Source organism: Sphingopyxis sp. YR583 (assembly GCF_900108295.1).
GTDB lineage: Bacteria > Pseudomonadota > Alphaproteobacteria > Sphingomonadales > Sphingomonadaceae > Sphingopyxis.
The window spans coordinates 620010-642027 of the sequence record NZ_FNWK01000001.1 but is presented as its reverse complement, the minus strand read 5'-3'; the positions used below and the strand labels follow the sequence as shown (position 1 = coordinate 642027).

The 22018-nt window shown below is 65.1% G+C and carries 23 protein-coding genes; 16 read left to right on the top strand and 7 right to left on the bottom strand.

The genetic code is table 11. The features are described from left to right. Positions 1 to 990 precede the first annotated feature (990 nt). The 3 genes from BLW56_RS02895 to BLW56_RS02885 all read left to right on the top strand — a co-directional run bounded on the left by BLW56_RS02895 (position 991) and on the right by BLW56_RS02885 (position 2799). On the top strand, positions 991 to 2076 hold the full coding sequence (locus BLW56_RS02895) for a PD-(D/E)XK nuclease family protein (protein ID WP_093509148.1): 1086 nt from the start codon (positions 991 to 993) through the stop codon (positions 2074 to 2076). Between the two features lie 74 nt (positions 2077 to 2150). Further along, positions 2151 to 2471 (top strand): type II toxin-antitoxin system RelE/ParE family toxin, encoded by a 321-nt coding sequence (locus BLW56_RS02890; protein WP_256203269.1) that lies wholly within the window; start codon positions 2151 to 2153, stop codon positions 2469 to 2471. 4 nt (positions 2472 to 2475) lie between these two features. Continuing rightward, positions 2476 to 2799: a helix-turn-helix domain-containing transcriptional regulator gene (locus tag BLW56_RS02885; protein WP_093509146.1), complete on the top strand. Its 324-nt coding sequence runs from the start codon at positions 2476 to 2478 to the stop codon at positions 2797 to 2799. Between the two features lie 227 nt (positions 2800 to 3026). On the opposite strand, the gene BLW56_RS02880 is transcribed toward BLW56_RS02885, so the two are convergent. The 3 genes from BLW56_RS02880 to BLW56_RS02870 all read right to left on the bottom strand — a co-directional run bounded on the left by BLW56_RS02880 (position 3027) and on the right by BLW56_RS02870 (position 5755). Then, positions 3027 to 3665 (bottom strand): hypothetical protein, encoded by a 639-nt coding sequence (locus tag BLW56_RS02880; protein WP_093509145.1) that lies wholly within the window; start codon positions 3663 to 3665, stop codon positions 3027 to 3029. Next, the gene (locus BLW56_RS02875; RefSeq protein WP_256203268.1) at positions 3662 to 4561 is read right to left on the bottom strand and encodes a DNA-processing protein DprA; all 900 of its coding nucleotides are present in this window, start codon (positions 4559 to 4561) and stop codon (positions 3662 to 3664) included. Before BLW56_RS02875 ends, BLW56_RS02880 begins: the two co-directional genes overlap by 4 nt. 189 nt (positions 4562 to 4750) lie before the next feature. Next, a complete protein-coding gene (locus tag BLW56_RS02870) occupies positions 4751 to 5755 on the bottom strand; it encodes a GSU2403 family nucleotidyltransferase fold protein (RefSeq protein WP_177175778.1) in 1005 nt (334 codons plus the stop codon). A 295-nt stretch (positions 5756 to 6050) separates the two neighbouring features. Between BLW56_RS02870 and BLW56_RS02865 the strand changes: the two genes are divergently transcribed. Beyond that, the gene (locus BLW56_RS02865; RefSeq protein WP_093509142.1) at positions 6051 to 6341 is read left to right on the top strand and encodes a type II toxin-antitoxin system TacA family antitoxin; all 291 of its coding nucleotides are present in this window, start codon (positions 6051 to 6053) and stop codon (positions 6339 to 6341) included. 11 nt (positions 6342 to 6352) lie between these two features. Then, complete coding sequence (locus BLW56_RS02860) at positions 6353 to 6850, top strand: GNAT family N-acetyltransferase (protein WP_256203267.1); 498 nt, start codon at positions 6353 to 6355, stop codon at positions 6848 to 6850. A gap of 169 nt (positions 6851 to 7019) precedes the next feature. Here BLW56_RS02860 and BLW56_RS20295 read toward each other — a convergent pair whose 3' ends face one another. After that, positions 7020 to 7247 (bottom strand): hypothetical protein, encoded by a 228-nt coding sequence (locus BLW56_RS20295; RefSeq protein WP_143043343.1) that lies wholly within the window; start codon positions 7245 to 7247, stop codon positions 7020 to 7022. A gap of 285 nt (positions 7248 to 7532) precedes the next feature. On the opposite strand from BLW56_RS20295, the gene BLW56_RS02855 reads away from it, so the two are divergent. The 5 genes from BLW56_RS02855 (at position 7533) to BLW56_RS21020 (ending at position 10673) form a co-directional block, all read left to right on the top strand. Beyond that, positions 7533 to 8321: a LuxR family transcriptional regulator gene (locus BLW56_RS02855; protein WP_093509140.1), complete on the top strand. Its 789-nt coding sequence runs from the start codon at positions 7533 to 7535 to the stop codon at positions 8319 to 8321. A 53-nt stretch (positions 8322 to 8374) separates the two neighbouring features. After that, positions 8375 to 9022 carry an acyl-homoserine-lactone synthase gene (locus BLW56_RS02850; protein ID WP_256203266.1) on the top strand — a complete coding sequence of 216 codons (648 nt, stop codon included), beginning with the start codon at positions 8375 to 8377 and terminating at the stop codon, positions 9020 to 9022. After that, positions 9019 to 9903 (top strand): phytanoyl-CoA dioxygenase family protein, encoded by an 885-nt coding sequence (locus BLW56_RS02845; RefSeq protein ID WP_093509139.1) that lies wholly within the window; start codon positions 9019 to 9021, stop codon positions 9901 to 9903. The genes BLW56_RS02850 and BLW56_RS02845 overlap by 4 nt, the downstream gene beginning before the upstream one ends. Further along, complete coding sequence (locus tag BLW56_RS02840) at positions 9890 to 10123, top strand: transcriptional regulator domain-containing protein (protein WP_143043342.1); 234 nt, start codon at positions 9890 to 9892, stop codon at positions 10121 to 10123. The genes BLW56_RS02845 and BLW56_RS02840 overlap by 14 nt, the downstream gene beginning before the upstream one ends. Positions 10124 to 10253: 130 nt before the next feature. Continuing rightward, positions 10254 to 10673: a DNA -binding domain-containing protein gene (locus BLW56_RS21020; protein WP_177175777.1), complete on the top strand. Its 420-nt coding sequence runs from the start codon at positions 10254 to 10256 to the stop codon at positions 10671 to 10673. 129 nt (positions 10674 to 10802) lie between these two features. Here the strand turns inward: BLW56_RS21020 and BLW56_RS02830 are convergent, their stop codons facing one another. Continuing rightward, on the bottom strand, positions 10803 to 11033 hold the full coding sequence (locus BLW56_RS02830) for a helix-turn-helix transcriptional regulator (protein WP_093509136.1): 231 nt from the start codon (positions 11031 to 11033) through the stop codon (positions 10803 to 10805). Between the two features lie 97 nt (positions 11034 to 11130). Between BLW56_RS02830 and BLW56_RS02825 the strand changes: the two genes are divergently transcribed. The 6 genes from BLW56_RS02825 to BLW56_RS02795 all read left to right on the top strand — a co-directional run bounded on the left by BLW56_RS02825 (position 11131) and on the right by BLW56_RS02795 (position 20060). Next, on the top strand, positions 11131 to 11442 hold the full coding sequence (locus BLW56_RS02825) for a hypothetical protein (protein ID WP_093509135.1): 312 nt from the start codon (positions 11131 to 11133) through the stop codon (positions 11440 to 11442). 161 nt (positions 11443 to 11603) lie between these two features. Then, on the top strand, positions 11604 to 11951 hold the full coding sequence (locus tag BLW56_RS20515; protein WP_177175776.1) for a UrcA family protein: 348 nt from the start codon (positions 11604 to 11606) through the stop codon (positions 11949 to 11951). Positions 11952 to 13330: 1379 nt separating this feature from the next. Beyond that, on the top strand, positions 13331 to 15979 hold the full coding sequence (locus tag BLW56_RS02815; protein WP_093509133.1) for a TonB-dependent receptor: 2649 nt from the start codon (positions 13331 to 13333) through the stop codon (positions 15977 to 15979). Positions 15980 to 16600: 621 nt separating this feature from the next. Continuing rightward, positions 16601 to 16876 carry an HU family DNA-binding protein gene (locus BLW56_RS02805; protein WP_093509132.1) on the top strand — a complete coding sequence of 92 codons (276 nt, stop codon included), beginning with the start codon at positions 16601 to 16603 and terminating at the stop codon, positions 16874 to 16876. A gap of 582 nt (positions 16877 to 17458) precedes the next feature. Further along, a complete protein-coding gene (locus tag BLW56_RS02800) occupies positions 17459 to 17815 on the top strand; it encodes a hypothetical protein (protein WP_177175775.1) in 357 nt (118 codons plus the stop codon). Positions 17816 to 17849: 34 nt separating this feature from the next. Beyond that, the gene (locus tag BLW56_RS02795) at positions 17850 to 20060 is read left to right on the top strand and encodes a hypothetical protein (RefSeq protein ID WP_143043340.1); all 2211 of its coding nucleotides are present in this window, start codon (positions 17850 to 17852) and stop codon (positions 20058 to 20060) included. Positions 20061 to 20169: 109 nt separating this feature from the next. On the opposite strand, the gene BLW56_RS02790 is transcribed toward BLW56_RS02795, so the two are convergent. Further along, positions 20170 to 21477: a type II toxin-antitoxin system HipA family toxin gene (locus tag BLW56_RS02790; protein WP_093509129.1), complete on the bottom strand. Its 1308-nt coding sequence runs from the start codon at positions 21475 to 21477 to the stop codon at positions 20170 to 20172. After that, positions 21467 to 21808: a helix-turn-helix transcriptional regulator gene (locus BLW56_RS02785; RefSeq protein WP_093509128.1), complete on the bottom strand. Its 342-nt coding sequence runs from the start codon at positions 21806 to 21808 to the stop codon at positions 21467 to 21469. Before BLW56_RS02785 ends, BLW56_RS02790 begins: the two co-directional genes overlap by 11 nt. Positions 21809 to 22018: the final 210 nt, after the last annotated feature.

Here is a 22018-nt window from a genome sequence, read left to right as displayed (position 1 = left end):
TGCGATGATCCATCATGATGATGCGCGGTCGCGTTCGTCGGGTCTCATTCATATGCTAAATTACCCCGCAATCTAGGCCGGAATGAGCTGAGTAAAGTCATCGAGGGCGCTACCGCGCCAAATAAGTCTTCAGCCCCCGGCTGCGTCCGCAGCCCCTTGTTGGCGCCGCTACCGCGGCGGCATTTTGCTTGCTCTCTCTCTCTCTCTCTCTCTCTCTCTCTCTCGCGCGCGCGCGCGAGCCGCGCCGCGCCGCGCCACCCACCACCGAGCCGACTGTTCCAAGGAGACGGCGGCATAGCCGTCACCAACGTAACGCAAACACCAGGCCGGCCAGCCGAGCCACGAGGCGAGGAGTCGAGCATTATGCGAGACGGCTGCACCGCAGCCACCCCAGAGGTGCGCTCCGCGCACCGTCGATGACCTTTTAAACCCACACCCCCTTAAGCACACACTTCCACCCGCGTCCGAGAGGACGCCTCGCGAAGACCGGCCAGCCGAGCCGCGAGGCGACGCGACCAGAGGCGCTTCCAGCGCCAGCGGTCAACCTTTAAACCCACGCGCCCAAAATCCCACATTTCGGCCACGACCTCACAAAGGTCGTCAAAATTTCTGACCCAAGCCCTCAAAAGCACCAAATTCTGCCATTCCTGCCACCCCCTCCATGCAGAACCCGTCGCCCACCACCCGTGCAGAGCCCTGCACCTGACGCTCTTTCACCCCATACAGAACCTGTCGCCCGCCGCGCTGCAAAACCCTGCGCCTCGGCGCGCCGCATCGCTGCCAATCCTGTCGCTCGCCTCTGTGCCAAGTTTCGTCCCCGGCGCTGTTGCAGCCCATGCCGATCGTGTCGCTGGGGCGGGTGCCGATCCTTGTGCTCGCCCTGAAGCGGGGCAAAACACTCCATCTCGGATATTTCTTTTGGCGGGTCTGGCTGCGCTCTTCCGGCGGTCGCGCGTCCTTCTTTTTGGAAGGCTCGGTCGGGGAGGGAACATGCGGCGCGATGTGGAGCTGAGTGTCCGGGGGCGGGCTGCGCTGCCGGCGGTGGTCGGGGAGGTGCTGGAGGCCTGTCCTTTCTGCGGCGGTGCATCGCTGATCCGGAAGGGCACCTATCGCAAGACCTTCGAGACCGTGCAGCGCTGGCAATGCCGGACATGCCGTCGCACCTTCCTGCCGGTCCGCGCCAAGGGCAAACATTATCCGCTGAAGATCATTCTCGAGAGCCTGATCGTCTATTATTCGGGGGAGACCCGCGAGCGGACGTCGGCGATCATCAAGGAGCGGTTCGGGATCGCGGTGCCGGGGCGCACCCTCAGCTCATGGCTCGCCGAATATCGCGAACTCACCGGCTATGATCGGGTGCGGGGTGCGGCGCAGGGTGTCTATAGTCCCAAGCAGCTCGTCCGCTCGGTCCGCCTCCATCACAAGCAGGTCTATAAATATTGCGTCCACCGCGCGAAGCTCGCCTGGATCCTCGGGCAAGAAGAATATGCGACGGTCCGCCCGCTCGGAATCTATCTCGCGCATATGATGACCGACTGTCCGCACAGCCTGTTCGCGACCGACGCGCGCGCGTCGCAGGGCAAGGCGCCGTTCGATATTGATGCGGTTGCGATCACGGCTACGCATAATCATGCCTGCCGTCTTGCGCATCTCGTGCTGCAGACCGTGACCGTCAACAAGCGCCGGCACGACGAACTGCAGCGCTTCATGCTCCATGTCGATGCCGCCACCGTCGCGGTCGAGGTGCCCATCTATCTGACGCCCGAGGACATCCGGCATTTTCGGGAAGTGGCGGGGTTCGATGTCCCGCTGGACGACAGCAATATCCTCACCGGCCATATCGACATCGTGCAATTGCGCGGCGGCAAGATCCATATCCTCGACTACAAGCCCAAGGCGGCGAAGGAAAAGCCGATCGTCCAGCTCATGGTCTATGCGCTCGCCCTGTCGCGCCGCATGAACCTTCGCCTCTTCGACTTCGTCTGCGCCTGGTTCGACGAGCATGACTATTTCGAATTCTATCCCCTCCACGTTGTCCACAAGCGCCGGGGTCTGGATGCTGTGCGTGGCCGGTGATGTCGGAGCGGGTAGACATATGGTAACATATATGTTACTTGTTGGGGGCTCGAATAGTGATCGTTGAGGAATATGTGCGCGAGGACGGTTCCTGCCCGTTTCGATCCTGGTTCGGGAGAGTGGACAATCAGGCCGCGGCCAAGGTGGCGACCGCGGTCCTGCGGCTCGAGCTCGGTAACATATCGAATGTGAAATGGATCGGCGGCGGGCTCGGTGAATATCGGATCGACTGGGGGCCGGGGTACCGCATCTATCTGACCCGGGACGGGGATGAGCTTATCATCCTGTTCGTGGGCGGGACGAAGAAGCGGCAGCAGGCCGATATCGCGTTCGCCGGCGCGTTGCTTGGTGAATATAAGGCGCGCAAGGCCGCGACAAAGAAAGCGAAGAGGTGATGGCATGGCGTTGACCCGGGATTTCAAAGAGACGGTGAAGGAACGCGCCGCGCGCGATCCCGCCTTTGGCAAGGCCATGCTCGACGAGGCTGCGTCGGCCTTCCTCAATGGCGAACCGCAGCTCGCGCGGTTGATCCTCCGCGACCTCGTCAACGCGTCCTTCGGGTTCGAGGCTTTGGCGAGCGAGACTGATCGCCCCAGCAAGAGTCTGCACCGGATGCTGTCGGAGAATGGCAATCCCAGCATGGACAATCTGGCGGCGATTTTTGGGGCGGTACGTCGGCGCCTCGGTGTCGCGATTGAGGTCCGCGCCGTCGCGGCTGCCTGAGCCTGCGTGCGAGCGTCCATTCTCACTCCCGGCGCTTGCCCGGTGTTAGTCGCTTGTCCCGGGAATCTCCCTTGCGAGCCTGGCGAATATCTCTTGCGCTGGCTTCGTCCGGCCTGTCTCGGAGTCTGCAAGACCTCGGACAATGGCTCGGTCGAGAGCTGACAGCTTCGTTCCGGATGCTTGCACCTCGCTGGTAGCATGTCCTGGTTCGATCGGCTTCGGATGCGTCACGTCTGGTTTCTGCCTTTTCCCGGCGCGAATATCCGGCGGGCAATGAAGAGGCCGATGATCGGCACGCCCGGCCAGCGGGTGACAAGCTTAGTCTGGACCGCGCGGTAGTGCGTGCCCGAGGTCAGCACATCGTCGACGATCGCGAAGGCGCGCGGTTCGGGGTCTGCTTGGGTCTCATCGATCTCATACATGCGGACGAGCTTCTCGACCGTGACCCGGCCGCCCTTGCCGGATTCATGTGCGGCGTTGGTCGAGAAGCGCTGCGTGACGAGTGGGCGGACATCGAGGTCGGATGCGATGTTTCGGCATATCCGTTCGATTCGGTCGTCATGATCGGGGTGACTTGCCGCCTTCGAGCCGGGGACGGGGATGAAGGTGGCTTGTTTTGCCCATTGAGGATCGAGCGCTTCGCGTAAGTGCTCGGCGCAGCGCTCGATCGCCCTGTCCTTGAAGCGATAGCCCGGCTTGTCCGACTGGCTCGGCTTTTTCTTGAGGTTGCGGATCAGCATGTTGGTGCAGCTGCTCTCATGCCCGCGCCCTGGTGTATATTCGTAGAGATAATAGCAGAGGTCGTCCGCGGTGAGCATCGTGTGCGCCCACCGGTTGCCGGCGTCGATCTGGCTGAAGCGGATCATGGCAGCGCCCGCGCAAGGTCTTCGGAGGTGCGGATGCGGATCGCGCCCTGCGCTTCGTAGCGCGCGGGCCATTTGAGGCCGGGGTGCTGGAAGCAGCTTTCGAGGATGAGCAGTTTGCGCCGCTGGTAGATCGCCGCGCGCGCCTGCGTCAGCGTACCCGAGGTCTCGCCGGCTTCGACGATGATCGTCGCTTCGCTGAGCGCGCTCATCGTCGCGTTGCGTTCGGGGAAGAAGAAGCGGTTGTGCTGCGGCGTCTGCGCGGCATAGCGCAGCAGCGGCACCTGGCTGATGAGCAGATGCTCTTCGGCGATCCGTTCCTGCAGTTTCCTGTTCTCGGGCGGATAAGTGACGCCGAGCGGCGTGCCAATGACCCCGATCACCTTGCCGCCCGCCTCGATGGCGCTGCGCAGCGCGGCCGTGTCAATGCCGCGCGCGAGGCCGGAGATGACGGTTATGCCGCGCTCGGCGAGTTCACGCGCCACGCGCTGTGCGCGTTTGATGCTTTCGGGGCTGGGATCACGGGTGCCGACGACTGCGGCCGCGCGCGTTTCCGCCAACTCCCACGCACCCTGATAGTAGAGAAGCTCGACAGGGTGGCGCGCGTCGCGCAGTCGGATTGGATATTCGCCGGTGCCGTGAATGCGTGTTGAAAAATTGCGCACGCCTCCGCCGAGCAACTTGGCGAGCGCGCGCGAAGCATTCGCTTCGGCGTCTGGGTGGTTCGTGAAATCGGACGGGCGCTTGCCGGGGTTTTGCGCGAAGAGCTCGGCGAGCGTCTTGAAGCTGGCATTTGGCGCGAGCCACAGCGTCTCATAGGCGCCCATTTCGAGGCGCGGTGAGATCGGTGCCGTCGCGGGCGAGGGCGCCGGGGGCGGAGCGTGGTAGTTTGGCGTCACATCTTCTAGACGCGCGGCTTCGGCCCGCACGCAGTCGAAACCGACACATATCGTCTCCGATCCGGTTCCTGTCTCGCAGGCATCTGAACCGACCGGTATTTTTTTGGGGGGGGGGGGCTGTTAGAGCGATGCCGGGAAATAGAATCCATAGCGGGCCTGAAATATGGCCCATTGCGGACGTGCCTTTTCTCACCAGCCGGGTGCCCGCCTCTGGGGGCGTTGCTCCGCCCAGCGGAGGTAGAGCGGTGCCAGCTCGCCGGGGAGGCCGCACTCGAAATTCTCGTCAAGCGGATAATGCGGCATCGCGATCTCGATCGCGTCGAGCAATAGCGCTCCCTGCTTTGCGTCCTTGCCGCGCTTTTGCGGATTGCGCTTCGCCTGCTCCGACATCCAGATTTTCTGCAGCGCAAACCATCGCGGATCGGGTGCCACGATGCGGACCGGGCTTCCGTCACGGCACACAAGCACCTGGTCGACGGCCTTGCCGTTCAGCAGCCATTCCTGCTCGGGAAGCGGTACGGGGCGGGGGCGGTCGGTGCGCGCCATTGTGCCGGCGCGCGACGGCGCCACCAGCACTTCCACCTCATAGGCCTTGGCATTGCGTGCCTGGAATGTGCGTTCGGTATTGACCGTGAAGGTGGGGTCGACCGCCTTCAGCATGTTCCACAAAACCTGCTCGTCGCGCGTCGTATCGCTCTCGATCCACGCGAGATCGAAATCCGCCGTCTCGTCGGGTAGCTCGCGAATAAACCCGTTGGCTTCCAGGGCATAGGCGGCGATGGCATTGGTGCCGACGACCAGCAACGAGCCGTCCAGCAGTCCGCGGCGATCGGCTTCGCGCAGGATCGGTCCGGCCTCGCTTGCGATCATCGGGATACGCAGCGCCTGCGCCAGCCTCGCCGATTCGTCCAGCGGACCCCGGCTCGCCTCGCGGCGTGTCTTGATATCTTCCTTGGCCGCGCGATAGGCCTCGAACCGGGCTTCGAGTTCGTCCGACCATGGTCCAAGGCTGCGCCCATTGCCCGACCGGTCGAAGATCTCGTAGAGATAGGCACGGCCTTTGACCTCCTTGCGGCGGAGGTCATAGGGCAGGGCAGCCCAACGTCGCTCCGCGTCGATCCAGCCCTCATAGCGCTGGCGCAGGTTGATAAGCGTCCGCAGCTGCTCGTCGGTAAAGGGTTTCATCGCATTCATGGCGTTATCCCGCATATGTCCGAATTGATCATTATGCGGGATAACATGTTCTTGAACTGAGTAATAGATCAGTAAAATGAAGCATTATCCCGCATTTTTGAATTTTGTGAATATGTGGGATAACGGCTTGCGTCGCTATGGAGGACTCCGGGCCCCGATGGAGGTCGAGCAAGGGCTGACGTCATTGCCGACGGTCGGGCTGCTCTCATCATCGGTGTCGTGCGCATTTTCATAAGCAGGAATTGTCACGACAATGTCGGGCGAAATTGCTATATCGGCGGCAAGGAGATTCCCAATGCCTCGCGCTGCTGCCCGTACTGAAAAACTCGATCTGCGTCTTACCGCTAGCGCCAAGCGCATTCTGCAAACGGCGGCGCTGGCGAGTTCGCGCTCGGTGAGCGAATTCGTGATCGAAAGCGCCCTCGCGCGCGCAGCCGAGACGCTTCCCGACCGGACAATATTCGGTCTCGATGCCGAGCGTTGGGATGCGTTTCAGACGGCCCTGGATGCGCCCCCCAAGCCAGTCGAGACATTGCGGAAGTTGCTGAGCGAGCCGAGTGTTTTTGAGCAACCGCGCGCAAAATGAGCGGTGCCAGAGTGGGTGCGCTGCGCATTGAAAAGCTCGCGCGTACCCACGTGGTCGCCGGTTTCGATTGCGGCAAGGAGCCGCTGAACCGCTTTCTGGATCGTCACGCTCTCCAGAGCCAGCAGACCGGTTCTGCCAATAGCTATGTGGCGATGGATGGAGAGCGCGTCGTCGGCTTCTATAGTTTGGTCGTAGGCGAAGTGGCGTATGACGATGCTCCGGAACGGCTGACCAAGGGAATGCCAAGGCATCCCGTGCTGATCATTCTGATCGCGCGGCTGGCCATCGCGATAGGCTATCAGGGCAAGGGGCTTGGAGCGGGTCTGCTCAAGGATGCAGTGCTGCGGACCTTGCAGGCGGCCGAGCTGGGTGGCATACGTGCGATCGTCGTTCATGAGAAGGACGATGATGCGAGGGAATTCTACGAGCGCTATGGGTTCGGGCCGTCGCTCACCGACAATTATCACCTCTCCCTTCTCCTGAAGGATGTTCGGCGCACGCTTTCCTGAGAAGATGCCGAGTCTCTGCGCGGATGGCGACACCATGTCCAGGAGTTGGGGCGCGTCGGGGGCCGTCTCTTCGCATCGACCGGTTCGGAAACCGCACCAGACAGATATGAAGTAGGGCGACGAGGTCGTAGGCTCGCAGGATCGTCGCCGTCGCTTGGGTGGGCGTGGTTCAACCAGCATCGTCGGCTCCGTGACCCGGGCCGGCACCTGGTCGCGTGAAGCCGATGAACAGCCCGCGCATGGAAGGTCCGCCATGAGGGAGTTCCGTGTCGCCGCGTCGCGCCCTTATTATGGTGGCGGCACCCTGACAGGCTTCGCGAATAATGGCCGCGATAGCATAGCCCGATCCGGTGCAGATCGCGATCAGCCATAAAAGCTCATTCGAAACCTCAGGCATTCAATACTCCATCGCGTTCGTAACCTTGCGCCCGATGCCCGCCGTTGCGGTGGCGCGTTATCGCCGTAATGGCCCGATTCGCGGCGAGGTTGAATTGCCTGCTCCTGTATGGAAGCCCGGTACAGGGGTAGCGCCTCGGGCGCCGATCATGCGCGGAACCAGAACCCGATTGCTGAATAATCGTCCGGCAATGTGCGGACATCCGACTCTCGCACGTTGGGCCGTTGTGCGAATGTATTTCCTTTTTTTCCCTGATGCCGCTCGTCCGGCCCTTTGTCCCTCCTGATGCCCTGTCGTGACAGGCTGGAAGCGCTTGAGTTTGCCGATGATTTCATCGTCGCGGTTCGCGCGGCGACGTGCCTTGGCGAGATCGAGGACCTGCTCGAAGGCGCGGCGCGCTTCATGGATTTTCGTCATTATGCGATGATCCATCACGACGATGCGCGGTCACGTTCGCCGGGCCTAATTCACATGCAGAATTACCCCGCAGTCTATGCCGAGCGCTACATTGCGGAGCAGCTCTATCGCAACGATCCGGTCGTGCTCGCCTGTCTCGCCGCCGACGCCTGCTTCGCCTGGGATCAGATCGGCGAGCTGATCACGGTCGACCGGCGGCACCGCCGCTTTATCGAGGCCGGTGCGCGCGAGGGGGTGAGCGATGGTGTCACCGTTCCGTCCTTCGTTCTGGGCGAGCGCAGCGGTTCCTGTCATTTCAGCGGGCCGCGCGATCCCGATCGCGCGCGCTGTTTCGTAGGGCCCGCCCATCTTGTCGGCAGCTATGCCTTTCAGGCGGCGCGGCGGATCATGCTCGGGGGACGGCTTCGCGAATTTCGCGTAGCGCGTTTAACGCCCCGGCAACGCGACTGTATCGTCCTCATCGGTCGCGGCCTGTCGAACAAGATGATCGCGCGCAAACTCGGCATCAGCGACTTCACCGTCAAAACCTATATCCAGCGCGCATCCGAGCTCTACGAGGCGCACACGCGTACCCAGCTCGTCATCTCCGCGGTGCTCGATGGCGAGGTCGGCGTGCACGAAGTTCTGCCCAGCAAATACCTCCATTTGGTCGACTGATAAGGGGTCGCGTTTTCCGCTTTCCTTGGAGCTCAATTCCAAGGGAGCAAAACATGATCCATATTATCGCAGGGCTCGGCGAACCACACGAACAGCCTCTCCTCAACTCGATGTTCGAAGCGCGCAAGCGCCTGTTCGTCGACCTGCTCGACTGGGATCTCGACGTCGTCGACGAGCGCTTCGAGATCGATCGTTTCGACGACGCTTATGCAACCTATATCATCGTCGCGAACGATGCCGGGCTGCATCGCGCCTCGATGCGCCTTTTGCCCTCCGTGCGGCCGCACCTTCTCGGCTCGATGTTTGAGCGGCTTTGCACGGACGGCGTGCCGGTCGGGCCCGACATTTTCGAGATCACACGCCTCTGCCTTCCCGCCACCGAGCTTGCGAGCGAGCGGCGGCTACTGCGCAATGGCTTGATCCGCGCGATGGTCGATCATGCGCTCGAACATGGCATCCGCCGCTTCACCGGCGTGGTGACCGCGCGCTTTCGCGAACAGGTGCTCGCGATGGGCTGGCAGGGCGAGGCGCTCGGGCCGGGGCAGGATATGGGCGGTGGCCGCCTCGGTGCCTTCGCGATCGATATCTGCGAAGACACGCCCGCGCATCTCGACGCCAATTGCATTCACCGGCTTGAAGATATGGTGGCGGTGAACGGCGCGGAGGCGGCTGTGACGGGCATGGGCGGAGCGGGGCAGTGAAGGGCGCGTTCACGCCCGACAGCGCGCCTGTGCGACTGGAGCGCGACGGCTGGTGTCTCGTCCGCCATGCGCTGCCGCCGGGCGTGATTGCTGGGATCGACGCGATGCTGGCGGCGGATTTCGCCGCGACGCCCTTTTGCGTCGGCGATTTCTTCGGCGAGCGCACCAAGCGGTTCGGGCGACTGCTGACGCGCGCGCCGGCAACGCGTGAGCTCGTCATGCATCCCGCGATCCTGCTGCTCGCCGAGCATATGCTGGGACCCGGCTGCGACCGGATCGCGCTCAATCTCACCCAGGCGATCGAAATCCATCCCGGCGCGCTCGCCCAATATCCGCACCGTGATCATGACCTTTGGCCGATCGCGAAGGGCGGGATGAACTTCCAGATCAACGTGATGTGGCCGCTCGTGCCGTTCACCGCCGAGAATGGCGCGACGCGCCTCTGGACCGGAAGCCACAAGGCGGAAGGCAGTGGCCTGTTCGATGAGGCGGATGCCGTCGCGGCCGAATGTCAGCCCGGCGACGCCTTGCTCTGGCTCGGCGGCACGCTCCACGGCGCGGGCGGCAATGCGAGCGGTGCGCCGCGCCGCGGCATCGTCGTCAGCTATTGTCTTGGCTGGCTCAAACCCTTCGAGCTGCCATGGCTCATCTATCCGCCCGAGGCGGCCAAGGCGTTCGATCCCGATCTCGCGGCGCTCGTCGGTTACGCGCAGCATCGTCCCAACCTCGGCAATGTCGAGGGGCGCTGCCCGTCATACCTGCTAGGCGGCGAGCACCGCGAGCATGTCGCGGCGGTCGACGCGTTGCTGCCCGAGCAGGAAGCGGCCCTCCGCGCGCATGTCGCCGCGCAGCGCGGTGCGGCAGGCCATGGCCAAGATTGAGCTGACGCCAGCACTGCCGCCGGGCAGCTGGCGCGAAGCCGGCGCCTATGCAGGTCTAGAAGCATGCGGGCGGCGCGGGCTCGCCTGGGAACTACTCCGCCGCACGCCGGGCTATGCCGAGGCGGCGGCGTGCGAACCGGGCGCGGCGCGGGTGAGCGAACCCGTCCTGCCTGCGGCGCGCGCCGAATTCACCGCGCGCTGGGGGCTTCACTTTCGCTGAGGATCCGGGGAGGCGTGCGCCCGGCGCACGGCTGCTCTGGTCGCGCGCGCTCGATCCCTCGGTCATTTGTCTCTGGGGTGAGGAGGCAGAGCATCTCGCCGACTTTCTGCCGCGTCTGTCGAACACATGGGTGGTTGACGGCGGCCCGGTTCGGCACTGCCTGATTGGAGAGAGCGGGAGCGGGCTTTGCTTCGATCTCGTCCAGCGCGATGGAGCAGGGATTGCGCCATTCTGCTTCGGCACTGACTTCGGAAGCCATTTTCCGCTTCGGCTGGCCGAATTCCGGCGGCTCCGCGCATGGCTGCTCGAAGATGAATTTCCCGCGCCGTCTCCATTGTTCCAGATCGACGGCGCGCGCGCGGTCCGTGTCCTGCGGACGATCGACGCGCTTGGCGAAGGCGCGTCGCTCCGCGCGATCGGAACAGGCATCGTCTGTGCGGAGGGATGGCCCGGCGACGGCGAATGGATCAAGTCGCGCGCCCGCCGGCTTGTCGATGCCGCGCATGCGATGTGGGCCGGGGGGCCTGCCGCCATGCTCGCATCCGGTTGAGGCAGTGAAGCCGGGACCAGGAAATAACCCTTGCCAAGCACCGTGACTTCGCTCGTCAGGAAGGGTTGTTTTGAAGAGCCTTACTAAGCGGCTTTTGAACGCCCTGATATCCGCGAAAGGCGTGCCGGCCTATTGGCAGTGCGCGCGATAATAATCCTCGTCGAACAGCGCCTGCGGCCTGACATTCAGCGCTTCGCAAAGACTCCAGATCGTCAGCAAGGTCGCATTCTGTTCGCCGCGCTCGATCAACCCGACATGCGCCCGGTCGACACCCATCCGCGCTGCAACCTCTTCCTGACTCAGATCGGCCGCCTTGCGATAGCGATGCACATTGCAGCCCACGAGTTTTCGTACGTCCATCCCGATCTTAGAGGACAGGCGGGCATTTTGATGCTACGTATTATAATACTCCATCGGCGATACGAGAGCGTAGCTGTTGACTATTCTTCCCCGGGCAATGCCATCGCTGTCTCCTGAGGCGCCCGATGCGGCGACCGTAACCGACTATGATAGGCGGCATATGCTGACCTATGCGCGGCTGCTTGACGCTGCTGATGGTGGCCATGACTGGGCGGCTGCCGCCGCCGATATCCTGCTGCTCGACGTCGGGGCAGACCCCGATGCGGCGGAGCGCTGTTGGCGCTCGCATCTCGAGCGCGCGCGCTGGACGGTCGGGGAGGGGCTTTCCTCGGTGCTGTTCGATGCGCCGGGCGAATGGCCGTCGTCGGCGGCGGACGCCGTGCCGGGCAGGGGCGGCGGTCCGGAATAGGGCGCTGCCGCGCCCGTTCTTCCTATTGTCCTCGTTGCGGACAGGCGGGGTCGAAAATTCCTTTACGGAATCGGTTGCGGATCGGCCCTTCCCAAACGTCTCGTTGGCGTGGGGGCGGCATCGGTGTCGGCTTTCCACGCCCAACGAAGGAAAATCATTCCATGCATCGGACCGTTCGCTTTCTTCCCCTCGCTCTCCTCCTTGCCGCCACGCCGGCATTGGCGGCGCCGGCCGCCGACGAGCCCACGCGCGTGCTCGTCAACCACGCCGACCTCGACCTCACCAACCCCGCAGGCGTAGAAACCCTCGAACGGCGGATCCGTCAGGCCGTGCGCCAGGCATGCCCGCGGTTGACCCGCGACCTGCGCCAGAGCGCTGCGGCGCGCAAGTGTCAGCAGGCGTCGGCCGAGCGGGCCAAGGCGAAGGTCGAGGTCGCGATCGCCGAAGCGCACGCCGGCCGTCCGCGTCTTGCCGCAGCTGCAGGCGACAAGACCGTCGCCGCACGATAAGCCGGGCGGTCAGAATCGGGGCGGCCCCTTTCAACGCCCCGGCCTGACCATAACCGGATGATGGAAAGCGCTCGCCCCTGTGGGGCGGGCGCTTTTTGCATGTCTGTAGGTTTGGGCCGGTGCAGCGCGTACCCGCGCCTTATGACGGCTGCGAAAGGCGGCGTGCCTGTCGCGGCGCGCTGCGCAAAAGGCGGGGCCGGCATCCCTTGATCGGAAGCAAAAGGAGCTTCGCACATGTCCGATACCCGATACCGATGCCTCGCCAACCGCCCCATATTTTGGCGGGTGGCTTGACCACACGCGGGTGCGCCCATAGCCTATGTCCTAAGGACATAGGCTATGGGCGCACCGATGAAGTTCGCATTTGCCTCTTCGCCCCGCGCGCGGATATCGAGAGTGGCCGGTCATCAAATGCCTGCGCGCAATTTTCGGTTGAGGAAGGCGGCGTTTCCTTTTCTCCGCAATAAGCGCGCTTGAAAGAAAAAGGGCCCGCGAAGCGGACCCAGTTTGCCGATAAGGGCGGCGGGGATCTGTTTTGGGTGCCGGGAGTGCCCGGCTTCGGCGCCTTGCCATCGGGAACCCGCCTTCGTTCGAATTTCGCGCTCTCCCTGCGCCATCGGGTATCGATCGGGCTACCGCCCGTTTGCTCGGTCTTCCTTTCGCGGCGCCACCGGTTTTCCCGTGGCGCGTCATTATTCTACGGTCTCGATCTGCTTTTCGAGCAACATTCTACGGTCTCGATCTGCTTTTCGAGCAACCGACGGAGCGCGGCAAAGTTGCGCCAGATATTGTCTCTTGCTCATGAAACTTCGCTCGCGTGGCGGTGTTCCAGTCTCCGCGCAGACGTCGCGGAAATCCTCGGGTTTGCCGCAGCCATGTGCGCCCATTCGCGTGTCGCCGCGCGGGAGACTGCATTTACGTCTCGGTCGGATCCCGCCGGCGCACGCATCCCCGCCATGATCATCCTCGACAATGATGCGTCGCGATCGCGCTGGTCGCCTGTTGCTGCCGGACCATCGCTCCTCCACTGTCGCTGGCCACTGCGTTCATAACGCGATGCTGTTCGATCGCGGGAATGCGACCCGGCGATCGCGCCCGGGAGCGGCGACGGTGACACAGCGGCGATGGACGCGCCTTCGCGGCGCATCTCCAGTCTCTCCGCCGCCCCGGTCTTCATTATGGAAGCGACGGCGGGACGGCATCGGCGGCTTGGGTGCGGTGCGGCGGTGTCCGCTCACGATATTCACCTTGTCATATCCGGCTTGCCGCGTTCGGTTCGTCGCGTGCGGGACGCGCTTGAACGCCTGCCAGCCCGCTGGCCGTGCCGGGCCGGTGCGGGTCCGGCCGTCCCGTGCGTCCTTGGGGTGGAGGAATATTCGATGACCGCTGATCCATCTCTTCTGCCTTGCTCGCGCGGCTTGCGCGCGGCGCTGCTGCTCGGCGCATCCCTAGCCGTAAATGTGCCCTCTTTTGCCGTGGCGCAGGAGGATCCGGCCGCGACGGGCCCGGTGGCGGCAGGGGCCGGGGCGCCCGCGGACCTGCCGGCAAGCGCCGACGACGCCGCTGTGGACGGCGAGATCGTCGTGACCGCGCCGACCACGGCGCGCTCTGCCGCGCGCGTCGCCCCCGACTTCGAGATATCGGCGGCCGAGGTCGAGCTCTACGCCGCCGACAGCATCGCCGAGCTCCTCTCGGCGCTGGGGCCGCGAACCGGTACGAGCGAACCCGTGGTCCTCGTCAACGGCGAGCGCGTCGACGGCGCGGGCATCGGCTCCTATCCACCCGAGGCGATCGAACGCATCGAGGTGCTGCCGCCCGCGGCCGCGGCGATCTACGGGTTCGAGCCCGGTCGCCAGCTGGTGAACATCATCCTCAAGCGGCGCTTCGCGAGCAGCACCGTCCAGGCAGGCGCTTCGGGAGCGACGCAGGGCGGCGGCGGCAATTATGACATCTCGGTGCAGCGCGTCTCGATCGCCGGCACCCGGCGCGGCTCGCTGCGGATCGAGGCGCGCGGCAGCGACCGGCTGCTCGAAAGCGCCCGCGACATCCCGCTAGCGGAGGACGCGCTCGCCGTGGGCACGCGCGTGCGGGCTCCGGTCTCCGGCGCCGAAATCGATCCCGCGCTCAGCGCCGTCGCCGGATATCCGGTGATCGCCGCGGCGGTCCCGCCAGGGCTGGCAGGCGCGCCGGCGCTCGCCGACTTCGTGGCTGTCGGGGACGGACATGCGGGCGGGGAGGGCGCCTATCGCACGATCCTGCCAAGCGCTCACTCGCTCTCTATTGCGGCCGATATGGCCCGTCCGCTCGGCCGCTTCCAGGCGTCGCTCGCCATCGACATCCGGGCATCGTCGAGCGAGAGCCTGCTCGGCCTCACCGGCACCAGCCTCCTCCTGTCTGCGGATAATGGCTGGTCGCCATTCTCGCGCGACGTAATCGTCGATCATGCCGCCGCGCGTCCGCTTACCGGGCGGCAGGACAGTCTCGGTACCTCGCTCGCCGCAACACTTGCCGGGCCGCTCGGCGGTTGGCAGCTCTCGGCGGGTAGCTCGTACGATCTGACGCTCTCGCGCTCGCGGATCGAACTCGGCGCAGATCGCGCAGCGCTTCAAGCCAAGGTCGATTCGGGAGCCGCAAACCCCTTCGTCGCGGGCTCGCTGTCTCCGCTGGTCGACGCACGCCGCACCCTCAGCCATAACGCCGCCGTCACTTTCGCCGCATCGAAGATCGTCGCGCGGCTTCCCGCGGGTCCGGTGCATCTGTCGCTGTCCGCTGACGGCGCAGTCAATCGCACGAACACCGAAATCGGCGGGCCGGTGCCGGACGTCGCGGTCGCGCGCAGTACCGCGAGCGGGACGATGTCGATCAGTCTTCCTGTCGTGGGGGAGGAGGGGCCGCTTGCTGCGCTGGGGACGATCGCGCTCCAGCTCGGCGCGGGCGGGACGATCGCAGCGCGCGAGCCCGCGCGCACGCGGCTCAATGCCGGTATTGCCTGGGCGCCGCTCGAGGGTCTGAGCGTGAATGCGATGCTCCGCCGCTCGACCTCGGCGCCGCAGCGCGACCAGATCGATGCGCCGCTCGTCGAAACCCCCAATGTCCGGGTTTATGACTTCGTTGCCGGCGAGCGCGTCGATGTCATACGCGTGACTGGCGGCAACCCGGCGCTCGGCGATGCAGTGTCGGAGGCGATCGATATCCGGCTCATGGCGCGCCCGGCCTTCCTCGAAGGTTTCACCGCGCAGCTCGCCTATAGCCGGAGCGAGGAGCGCGGGGCGGTCGGGGCGCTGCCGGCGCTGACAGCCGCAGTTGAAGCGGCCTATCCCGAGCGGTTCTTACGCGCGGTCGACGGCAGGCTCGAGCGCATCGACGCGCGCCCGATCAACATCGCCCGTTCGCTTGGCGAAACCTTGACCACGAATGTCGGCTGGACGCTCGGGCTTGGCGGCAATGCGGCGCGGGACGATCCGGGGCGGGACGGGGGGAACGGCGGCGGCGATGATGCCACCGAAGCGCGCCGCACTGGCCCCGCCGGCAGGCGGGGAATGGGGAACAGGCAGAAGACCGCTCTTGCCTTCGGTCTGAGCCATAGCTGGAAGCTCGCCGACGAAATCGTGCTGCGCGACGGGCTCGCGCCGCTCGACCGGCTCCGCGGCGACGGGGGGGCAGGGGCGCCGCGGCACAGCCTGTCCGCCAGTGCCCGGCTCAGCTTGCGCGGTGTCGGCGGGCTCGCGCTCGAAGGCCGCTGGGCCTCGCCGACGACGGCGCGCAGCGACGGCGTCGACCGCCTCCCCGGTACGCGGCTCGATTTTTCGTCGAAGACCGAGGTTGGCGTTCGTCTCTATGCCGATATGGGCCGGATTGACGATGGCGCCTGGGCAAAGGGACTGCGTCTTGCGCTCGATGTCGACAATCTGTTCGATCAGCGCGTGCGCGTCGTCGACCGGGACGGGCAGACCCCGGCAGGGTTCACGCGCGACGAACTCGACCCGCTGGGGCGAACCGTCAAGCTGTCGCTGCGCAAGATGTTGTAGGCAGCGCAGACGGCGCGGGCTGACCCGCTTTTGGGCATCGCGATACGGAACGGTTGGAACCGCTTTTCGCGTGCGACGGTGAGGAGACTGACGCCGGCGCGCGCGCTCGGCGGGCGGAATATTGGGGTCGCGGAGGGGAATCTTCTGCAGGCGATGATTGCAATGAGCATTCGGAGATTTGGCGTGGCAATCCTGACCATTCGGAATATCGACGATGCGTTCAAATATCGTTTGAGGCGTCAGAAGGCGGAGCAGGCCATTCGATGAAAAAAGAAGCGCGGAATAACCTTCGAGCGGCTTTAGCGCCCGGCGCTCGGCCGTCCTCCGGTCTATCCGCCACAATCCGCGCGCGTTTTGCGGACATAGGCGGTGAGGAAATCGAACTGCCCCCTCGCGCACCCGTTCGTTCTGTGCCCGACTTGTCATAATCATCCTTGGGACGAATAAGGGTGCGGAAATGATCCGCCCCGCTCCGGACGAACTTCGTAAACGGGCTCGACGCTTGGTGCCAGGCCACGCGATCCGGCGTCAGCCTGTCTTTTTTGGCGCTGGCTAGGGGGCTCGGCGCTGTCTAAATGCCCTGCCGCGCGGGATGTCCCCGCGCGCCTCAGGAGATACCATATGAACCACGCCGAACTTTCGGACAGCGTTGCAGCCTCGCTCGGTCTTTCGAAGGCCGAAGGCAAGAAGGCCGTCGATGCCGTCTTCGCCGCGATCGCCGACGCCGCCGCCAAGGGCGAGGAAGTCTCGGTGAACGGCTTCGGCAAGTTCAAGGTCAAGGAATCGGCCGCGCGCGAAGGCCGTAATCCCTCGACCGGCGCGACGATCCAGATCGCGGCGTCTAAGAAGCTCGGCTTCTCGGCGGCGAAGGCCGTGAAGGACCGCCTCAACGGTTGAGGTCTTGCTCCCGCCGGCTGTGCCGGCGGGACGGCCGCGCCGCGGCCTTGTCGGCGCTCCGGACCGGAGCGCGGCAGCTGTTGGGCGCACTCTGGCGGCGGAAACCGCCGCCAGGGATCGCGCGTCGTTCGGGCCGCGCTGCGCACCCGGCGCGCTGTCCTTGCGGGGCAGCGGCGCGCGGCGTCGCCGGGCAAACGGCGCCTTGCGCCGTTCCGGCCGCCGCTGCGCGCGGCCGCCCCTGCCTTGCCGCACCCACGCCGCCCCGCGGCGGGCTTGCCGGGAGCGCGGTTCTTTCTTCGGTGAATGTTTCGAGGGATGAGGTCCGCCCCGAAGCGAGGCGGGGGAGAATGAGTGCGGGCGGACCTGCCATGGTGGAGGGCGCCGCGGCACCGAAGGTTCTGCGAGTTGTTTAACGCTCAAGTAATCGCGCACGTTTGTCCTGAAACGGGAAAGTGAAACGGGACATCGTGCCGCACGGATCGATGAACTCATCTATTGATATCAGGGTAGAAAAAGGCGGAGCGTTGCCCGCAAGGGGCTCATGCAGCGCTTTGACTTATAGGGCGGGGCCGAGGATGTGGCTTGCGCTGGGATGCCCTTTCCTCTAAAGGGCCGTTTCACGAATCAGAGGAACATTCGCGCGAAGGGAGCGTTGGATCTTTTGCCATGCAGATCGCGTTGACCATCCTCGCCATTTTCTTCGGTTTTCTTTCCGTCATTCTTGGAACCCTCTTCCTTGGCGCGCTGCGCAACGGGAAGAAGGAAATCAAGCGGCTGCGTCGCAAGCGGTACGGCGTCCGCAACTGGGCGGCAGGCAGCCTCCCGGCCACGACCGCAGGCGCCACCATGCACGAGCTTGAAGGTCTCGAGCTGAAAGCCCGCGGCGGCGAACTCGTCCACATCCGCCAGACCCGCGCTCCCTCATCGGAGCTCATCTGACCGTCCGACGGGGGGCGTCGGGGGACGGGTGGCAGTGGCAACGAATTTTCATCTGCCCGAGACGGGCACCTATCCTTGGATCGATGCGCCTTACAGCTACGCCGGCTGGGTTCCGAACGTATCGGGGCATCTTTCCTTCGGGCTGATCTGCGCCGGCGGCGAAGCGCAGGCGCTCAATCATCGCAGCCGCGACGGCGGGCGCGCGATCGTTATCCATCGCCGCCGTTCGGCCGAGGACTTCCCGCTGCCGGGCCGCCTCGTCGGACATTTCCGGCGCTCCGCCACGCTCGACTATGTCATTGCGGCGCGCACGGCGACGGCCCGAACGCCGTTTCTGCTCGACGGCAAGCTCGAAGAACGCAGCGAGCCGCATGGCGTGCTCGTCGGCGCCGTCCTCGTCCTCCCGCGCGACAGCGACGACCAGGCGAGCGCAGCGCGCAGCGCTCTGCTTTCCGAAATCGACGATGCGATCGGCACCGGCATCGCCTGCGAGACAACCGAGGAAGAGGCTGCCGCCGCCGCGCTGCCCGAACGGGTCGCCGCGCTCGCCGATGCGCAGCGCGGGCAAGTCGCGTGTCACCGCGTGAACTTCGCGCTGTTTCGCACCGGCGAACTGCGCATCTGGTTCGACATGGACATGTTCCTCGGCCGCGACACCGGCGTGCGGCCGCCGACCGCCATCCAGACGCTCGCTGCCCAAATCCTGCCGTCGCAGATTTATTTCTGCCTCAAGGACCTGACGCACCGCCATTATCATCACGATCCGCAGACCGATCAGCTTCTCGATCTCCACCGGATCGACACCGAAGGGCTTGTCTTTGACGATAGCAGCTGGCGGATCGATACGCTCCGGGGGCTTGCCAAGGTCGTCGTCGAGTTCCGCCATTCCGACGCGCCGACGAGCAACAAGAAGGCGCTCGGCGTGCTCGCCTATGCCGACGCATTCCAGTCGCTGCTCGCGCGCGTCAGGCGCACGCGGCGTGCCGAGGAAGAGGTGGTGCCCCAGGACGGCGTCATCCTTTACGATTTCAATCATGTGCGCGCCTCGATCGAGGCGCTCGACGCGCTTAATGAGTCCAACCGCGGCGCGCTGCTCCAGCTGTTCGGCATCCTCGTTGGCGTGATCCTCTCGGCCTTCGCCCTCTGGGCCGGCGCCGTGCAGATCCAGCCGATCCTCTGCGACGCGATGCGGACGACCACGACGCCTTGCCCGAAGATGACGCCGAACACCGCGGTCGATTTCATCAACTGGGTGGTCGCGAACCCGCTCGGCTTCGTGCTCGTGCTCGCCGTTCTCGGCTTCATCGCCTTCATCTGGTTCTTCAAGGGCATCACCTCGGTACCGGGACAGCGCGCCGTCCGCATCTGGGTCAACCGCTTCTCGTCGGCGATCGGCGCGACGCTCTCGCAAAAATCGGGGTCCGACAATCTCGGCTATGCCGTCTATGTCGCGATCATCGGCATGCTGACCGCGGGAAGCGCCGTCGTCGCCTATTGGATCGTACCCAAGACCGAGGTCCCGAGCGTTGCCGCCGCCGGGCGCGATGTGGGCGGCCCCTGGTCGCAGCTCGACCGGCTCGGAGGCAAACGTCCCTCCGAGACCGGCCTGTTCACCTCGAGCGTGATTGCGCCGCATCTGCGCGACCTCACCGGGGAAGACTATGACAGCTTCATGGCGCTGATGGCCGAAAGCAATGTCCTCCAGCACAAGAAGGGCATCTTCTGGATCACCGGACGAGCCGCCGGCGCGGGCCGCGACGGCGCCTATCTCATCATCGATCAGCGCCACGAGAGACTCGAGATCGGCCTTCGCCGCGAGGGCGTGACAACCGTGTACCGCAGTCCGGGCGCGACGATCGCAAAGCCGCCGGCGGTCACCCAGATGCTCGACGGCATCAGCGCCGACCTTGGCCCGCTCGCGGTGCTTGCGCCCGTCTGCAAGATGTCGCCGACCAGCAGCAAGAGCCGCGGCCTGCTCTTCGAGGGGCAACTTCCTGCGTCGCAGCATTGCGACTACCGGATCATGCTGCGCGCGGGGCAGGTCTTCGGCTACAGCCTCACCTCGGCGCGCGGGCTGCAGGTCGCGGTGGGCGCTCCGGGCAAGGCGGCGCTCCCCATCGAACAAAGCTACACCGCGGTCGCCGATGGCGAACATCTCGTGCGGGTCACATGGCAGATGGTCGGCGGATCGCCCGAAGAGCGGGCAGCGCTGCGTCGCTTCTACGTCCGGGCGCGAATCCAGTAGGGCGCCGCCCGGTCCGCAGGTCTGCCCGATCCGGGTCTTTCATCGCCCGTGCGCGTGCGCGATGAAAGACCCGGCCAGCAGCTTCGTTTCTGCCTCTATCAGCGAGCGGTCAACTCATCTGTTCGCGCCAGGCGCGCGCGCGCGGCTCGAGATCGGCGGCGGCAGGCGGCAGGCTGTAGAAGGCGTAGGGATTGAGGAACTGACGGCCCCAGAAATAGCGGCGGTCGATTTCACCAAGCTGCGCCTCGTCGCACACCGCGCGCCAATTCTCGGCAATGACGCGCAGCTGGGCGTCGGCGATCTCGATCGCGCGCGCCTCGCTCAAGTGAAAATGCGGCGCCGCGGCGATGCACGCGCCAAGCTGGCTTGCGCGCACATCGTCATGGATCAGCATCGCCTGGCTCGCTTCCTCGCCCGCGCGCCCCTGCGGGCAAATGTCGTAGGCGGGGGTGAGCCTCAGATCATGCCCGTTCCAGAAGGCGGCATGATTGCGCGCATGGTCGTCGACATTGCCGACGAGGATGTTGAACATCATGCGCGCGAACAGCTCGTGGAGCATGCGCTGCGGCTCGGCGAAGCGGCGGCGGATCTCTTCGGCCAGATCCTGGTAGCTCGCATAGCGCGCCTCCATCTCGGAGAGGCCAAGCATCGTGAGCGCCGAGACCATCGCGCGGCGGGTCCAGCCGGCGTCTTCGTGGACGCGGTCGAACCGCTCGACGAGCAATATATCCTTGCCCGCGGCATGTTCGAGCCGCACCGGCGCGACGTCGATCCCGGCAATCGCGGCAAGGCGCATCGCGACATATTCGCCTTTCACGACATTATAGCTGTCGTTCCCGCTCGAAAATTTGGCGATATATTTGGTGTCGCCCGCGGTGATCAGCGCCTTGGGACGCGCGCCGCCGATCGAGCTTCCATGGTGCAGCGCCTGGTCGAGCTCAGGGGTGAGGGGGATATTATGTTCCACCCGTTCGGCCGAGCGGATGAGTTCGTCCAGCGTTCCTCCGCTGCCGCGCGGCACATAGTCGCGCGCCGAGGCCTGGAAGTCGAGCGCGCCCGCACGATCGGAGCCCGACGACAAGAGAAAGGTCAACTCATCGAGCTGCGCGGCGTCGAGGTCGGCGCCGCGGCCGAGCAGGCGGTTGAGGATCACCCGCCGGCCCCAGGCGTCGGGCGCTGCGTCACGGATCGCATTGGCGATGACGAGGCCGCGCTCGGGGCGGATCGGTCCCGCGACGAGCGGCAGCTCGGGCATATAGAGGGGAATCGCATCGGTGCGCTCGCGGTAGGAGCGGCCGTAGATGAAATCGATCTCGTCGCCCGCGCTCGCGAGCCGGCCCGCGACGATCGGCTCGGTCGCGCCGGGGAGCCAGACCCAGACATAGGCCTCGCGGGGCGGTGCGAGATCAGAAATCATCGTCATTGCCTTTGGCGGAGCGCGGACGCGCGGCCTGCGGGAGCAGCGCAAGATGCCGTGCTCCCGTCCGTATCTCCTGCTCGATCCGCCCACGGTCACCGCCGAACAAGGCGATGCCGAGCAGCGTGCACGCCTCGAAGGCAAGACCGAGCTCGACCTTGGGGTCGCCCTGTTCGATCCGGCGCAGCGTGTGGCGCGTGATGCCGAGCCGGTCGGCGAGATCCTGCGCGGTCATCTTGCGGTTCCGGCGCTCGAGCGCGACATTCTGGCCGAGCAGCGTCGCCGCGGCGAGCGTGTAGCGAGCATAGCTTCTTTTGTTCGTCGCGGGCATGATGGTCACTCCATTGACCGTAAAGGCTCTTCATGGTCAATGGAGTGACCATTTGACAGGATTGGGCTGAAAGTCAAGGGCTGATGGTCAATGCATTGACCGCGAAATAGGTTCGTGGGCAATGCATTGCTCATTTTTGGCATTCGATTTGGTGGACCGATCGTCTTCGTTCGCGCGCGGCGTGGGTCTGGCCCTGGCGCGCTTCGCGTG

Excerpts from the sequence above, each read along its gene's own strand:
- BLW56_RS02895 (WP_093509148.1), top strand. The coding sequence starts at position 991 with ATGCGGCGCGATGTGGAGCTGAGTGTCCGGGGGCGGGCTGCGCTGCCG.
- BLW56_RS02870 (WP_177175778.1), bottom strand. The coding sequence starts at position 5,755 with ATGAATGCGATGAAACCCTTTACCGACGAGCAGCTGCGGACGCTTATC.
- BLW56_RS20295 (WP_143043343.1), bottom strand. The coding sequence starts at position 7,247 with ATGCCTGAGGTTTCGAATGAGCTTTTATGGCTGATCGCGATCTGCACC.
- BLW56_RS02840 (WP_143043342.1), top strand. The coding sequence starts at position 9,890 with ATGGCCAAGATTGAGCTGACGCCAGCACTGCCGCCGGGCAGCTGGCGC.
- BLW56_RS02815 (WP_093509133.1), top strand. The coding sequence starts at position 13,331 with ATGACCGCTGATCCATCTCTTCTGCCTTGCTCGCGCGGCTTGCGCGCG.
- BLW56_RS02880 (WP_093509145.1), bottom strand. The coding sequence starts at position 3,665 with ATGATCCGCTTCAGCCAGATCGACGCCGGCAACCGGTGGGCGCACACG.
- BLW56_RS02790 (WP_093509129.1), bottom strand. The coding sequence starts at position 21,477 with ATGATTTCTGATCTCGCACCGCCCCGCGAGGCCTATGTCTGGGTCTGG.
- BLW56_RS02825 (WP_093509135.1), top strand. The coding sequence starts at position 11,131 with ATGCCATCGCTGTCTCCTGAGGCGCCCGATGCGGCGACCGTAACCGAC.
- BLW56_RS02850 (WP_256203266.1), top strand. The coding sequence starts at position 8,375 with ATGATCCATATTATCGCAGGGCTCGGCGAACCACACGAACAGCCTCTC.
- BLW56_RS02785 (WP_093509128.1), bottom strand. The coding sequence starts at position 21,808 with ATGCCCGCGACGAACAAAAGAAGCTATGCTCGCTACACGCTCGCCGCG.
- BLW56_RS02855 (WP_093509140.1), top strand. The coding sequence starts at position 7,533 with ATGCCCTGTCGTGACAGGCTGGAAGCGCTTGAGTTTGCCGATGATTTC.
- BLW56_RS02865 (WP_093509142.1), top strand. The coding sequence starts at position 6,051 with ATGCCTCGCGCTGCTGCCCGTACTGAAAAACTCGATCTGCGTCTTACC.
- BLW56_RS02805 (WP_093509132.1), top strand. The coding sequence starts at position 16,601 with ATGAACCACGCCGAACTTTCGGACAGCGTTGCAGCCTCGCTCGGTCTT.
- BLW56_RS20515 (WP_177175776.1), top strand. The coding sequence starts at position 11,604 with ATGCATCGGACCGTTCGCTTTCTTCCCCTCGCTCTCCTCCTTGCCGCC.
- BLW56_RS02885 (WP_093509146.1), top strand. The coding sequence starts at position 2,476 with ATGGCGTTGACCCGGGATTTCAAAGAGACGGTGAAGGAACGCGCCGCG.
- BLW56_RS02830 (WP_093509136.1), bottom strand. The coding sequence starts at position 11,033 with ATGGACGTACGAAAACTCGTGGGCTGCAATGTGCATCGCTATCGCAAG.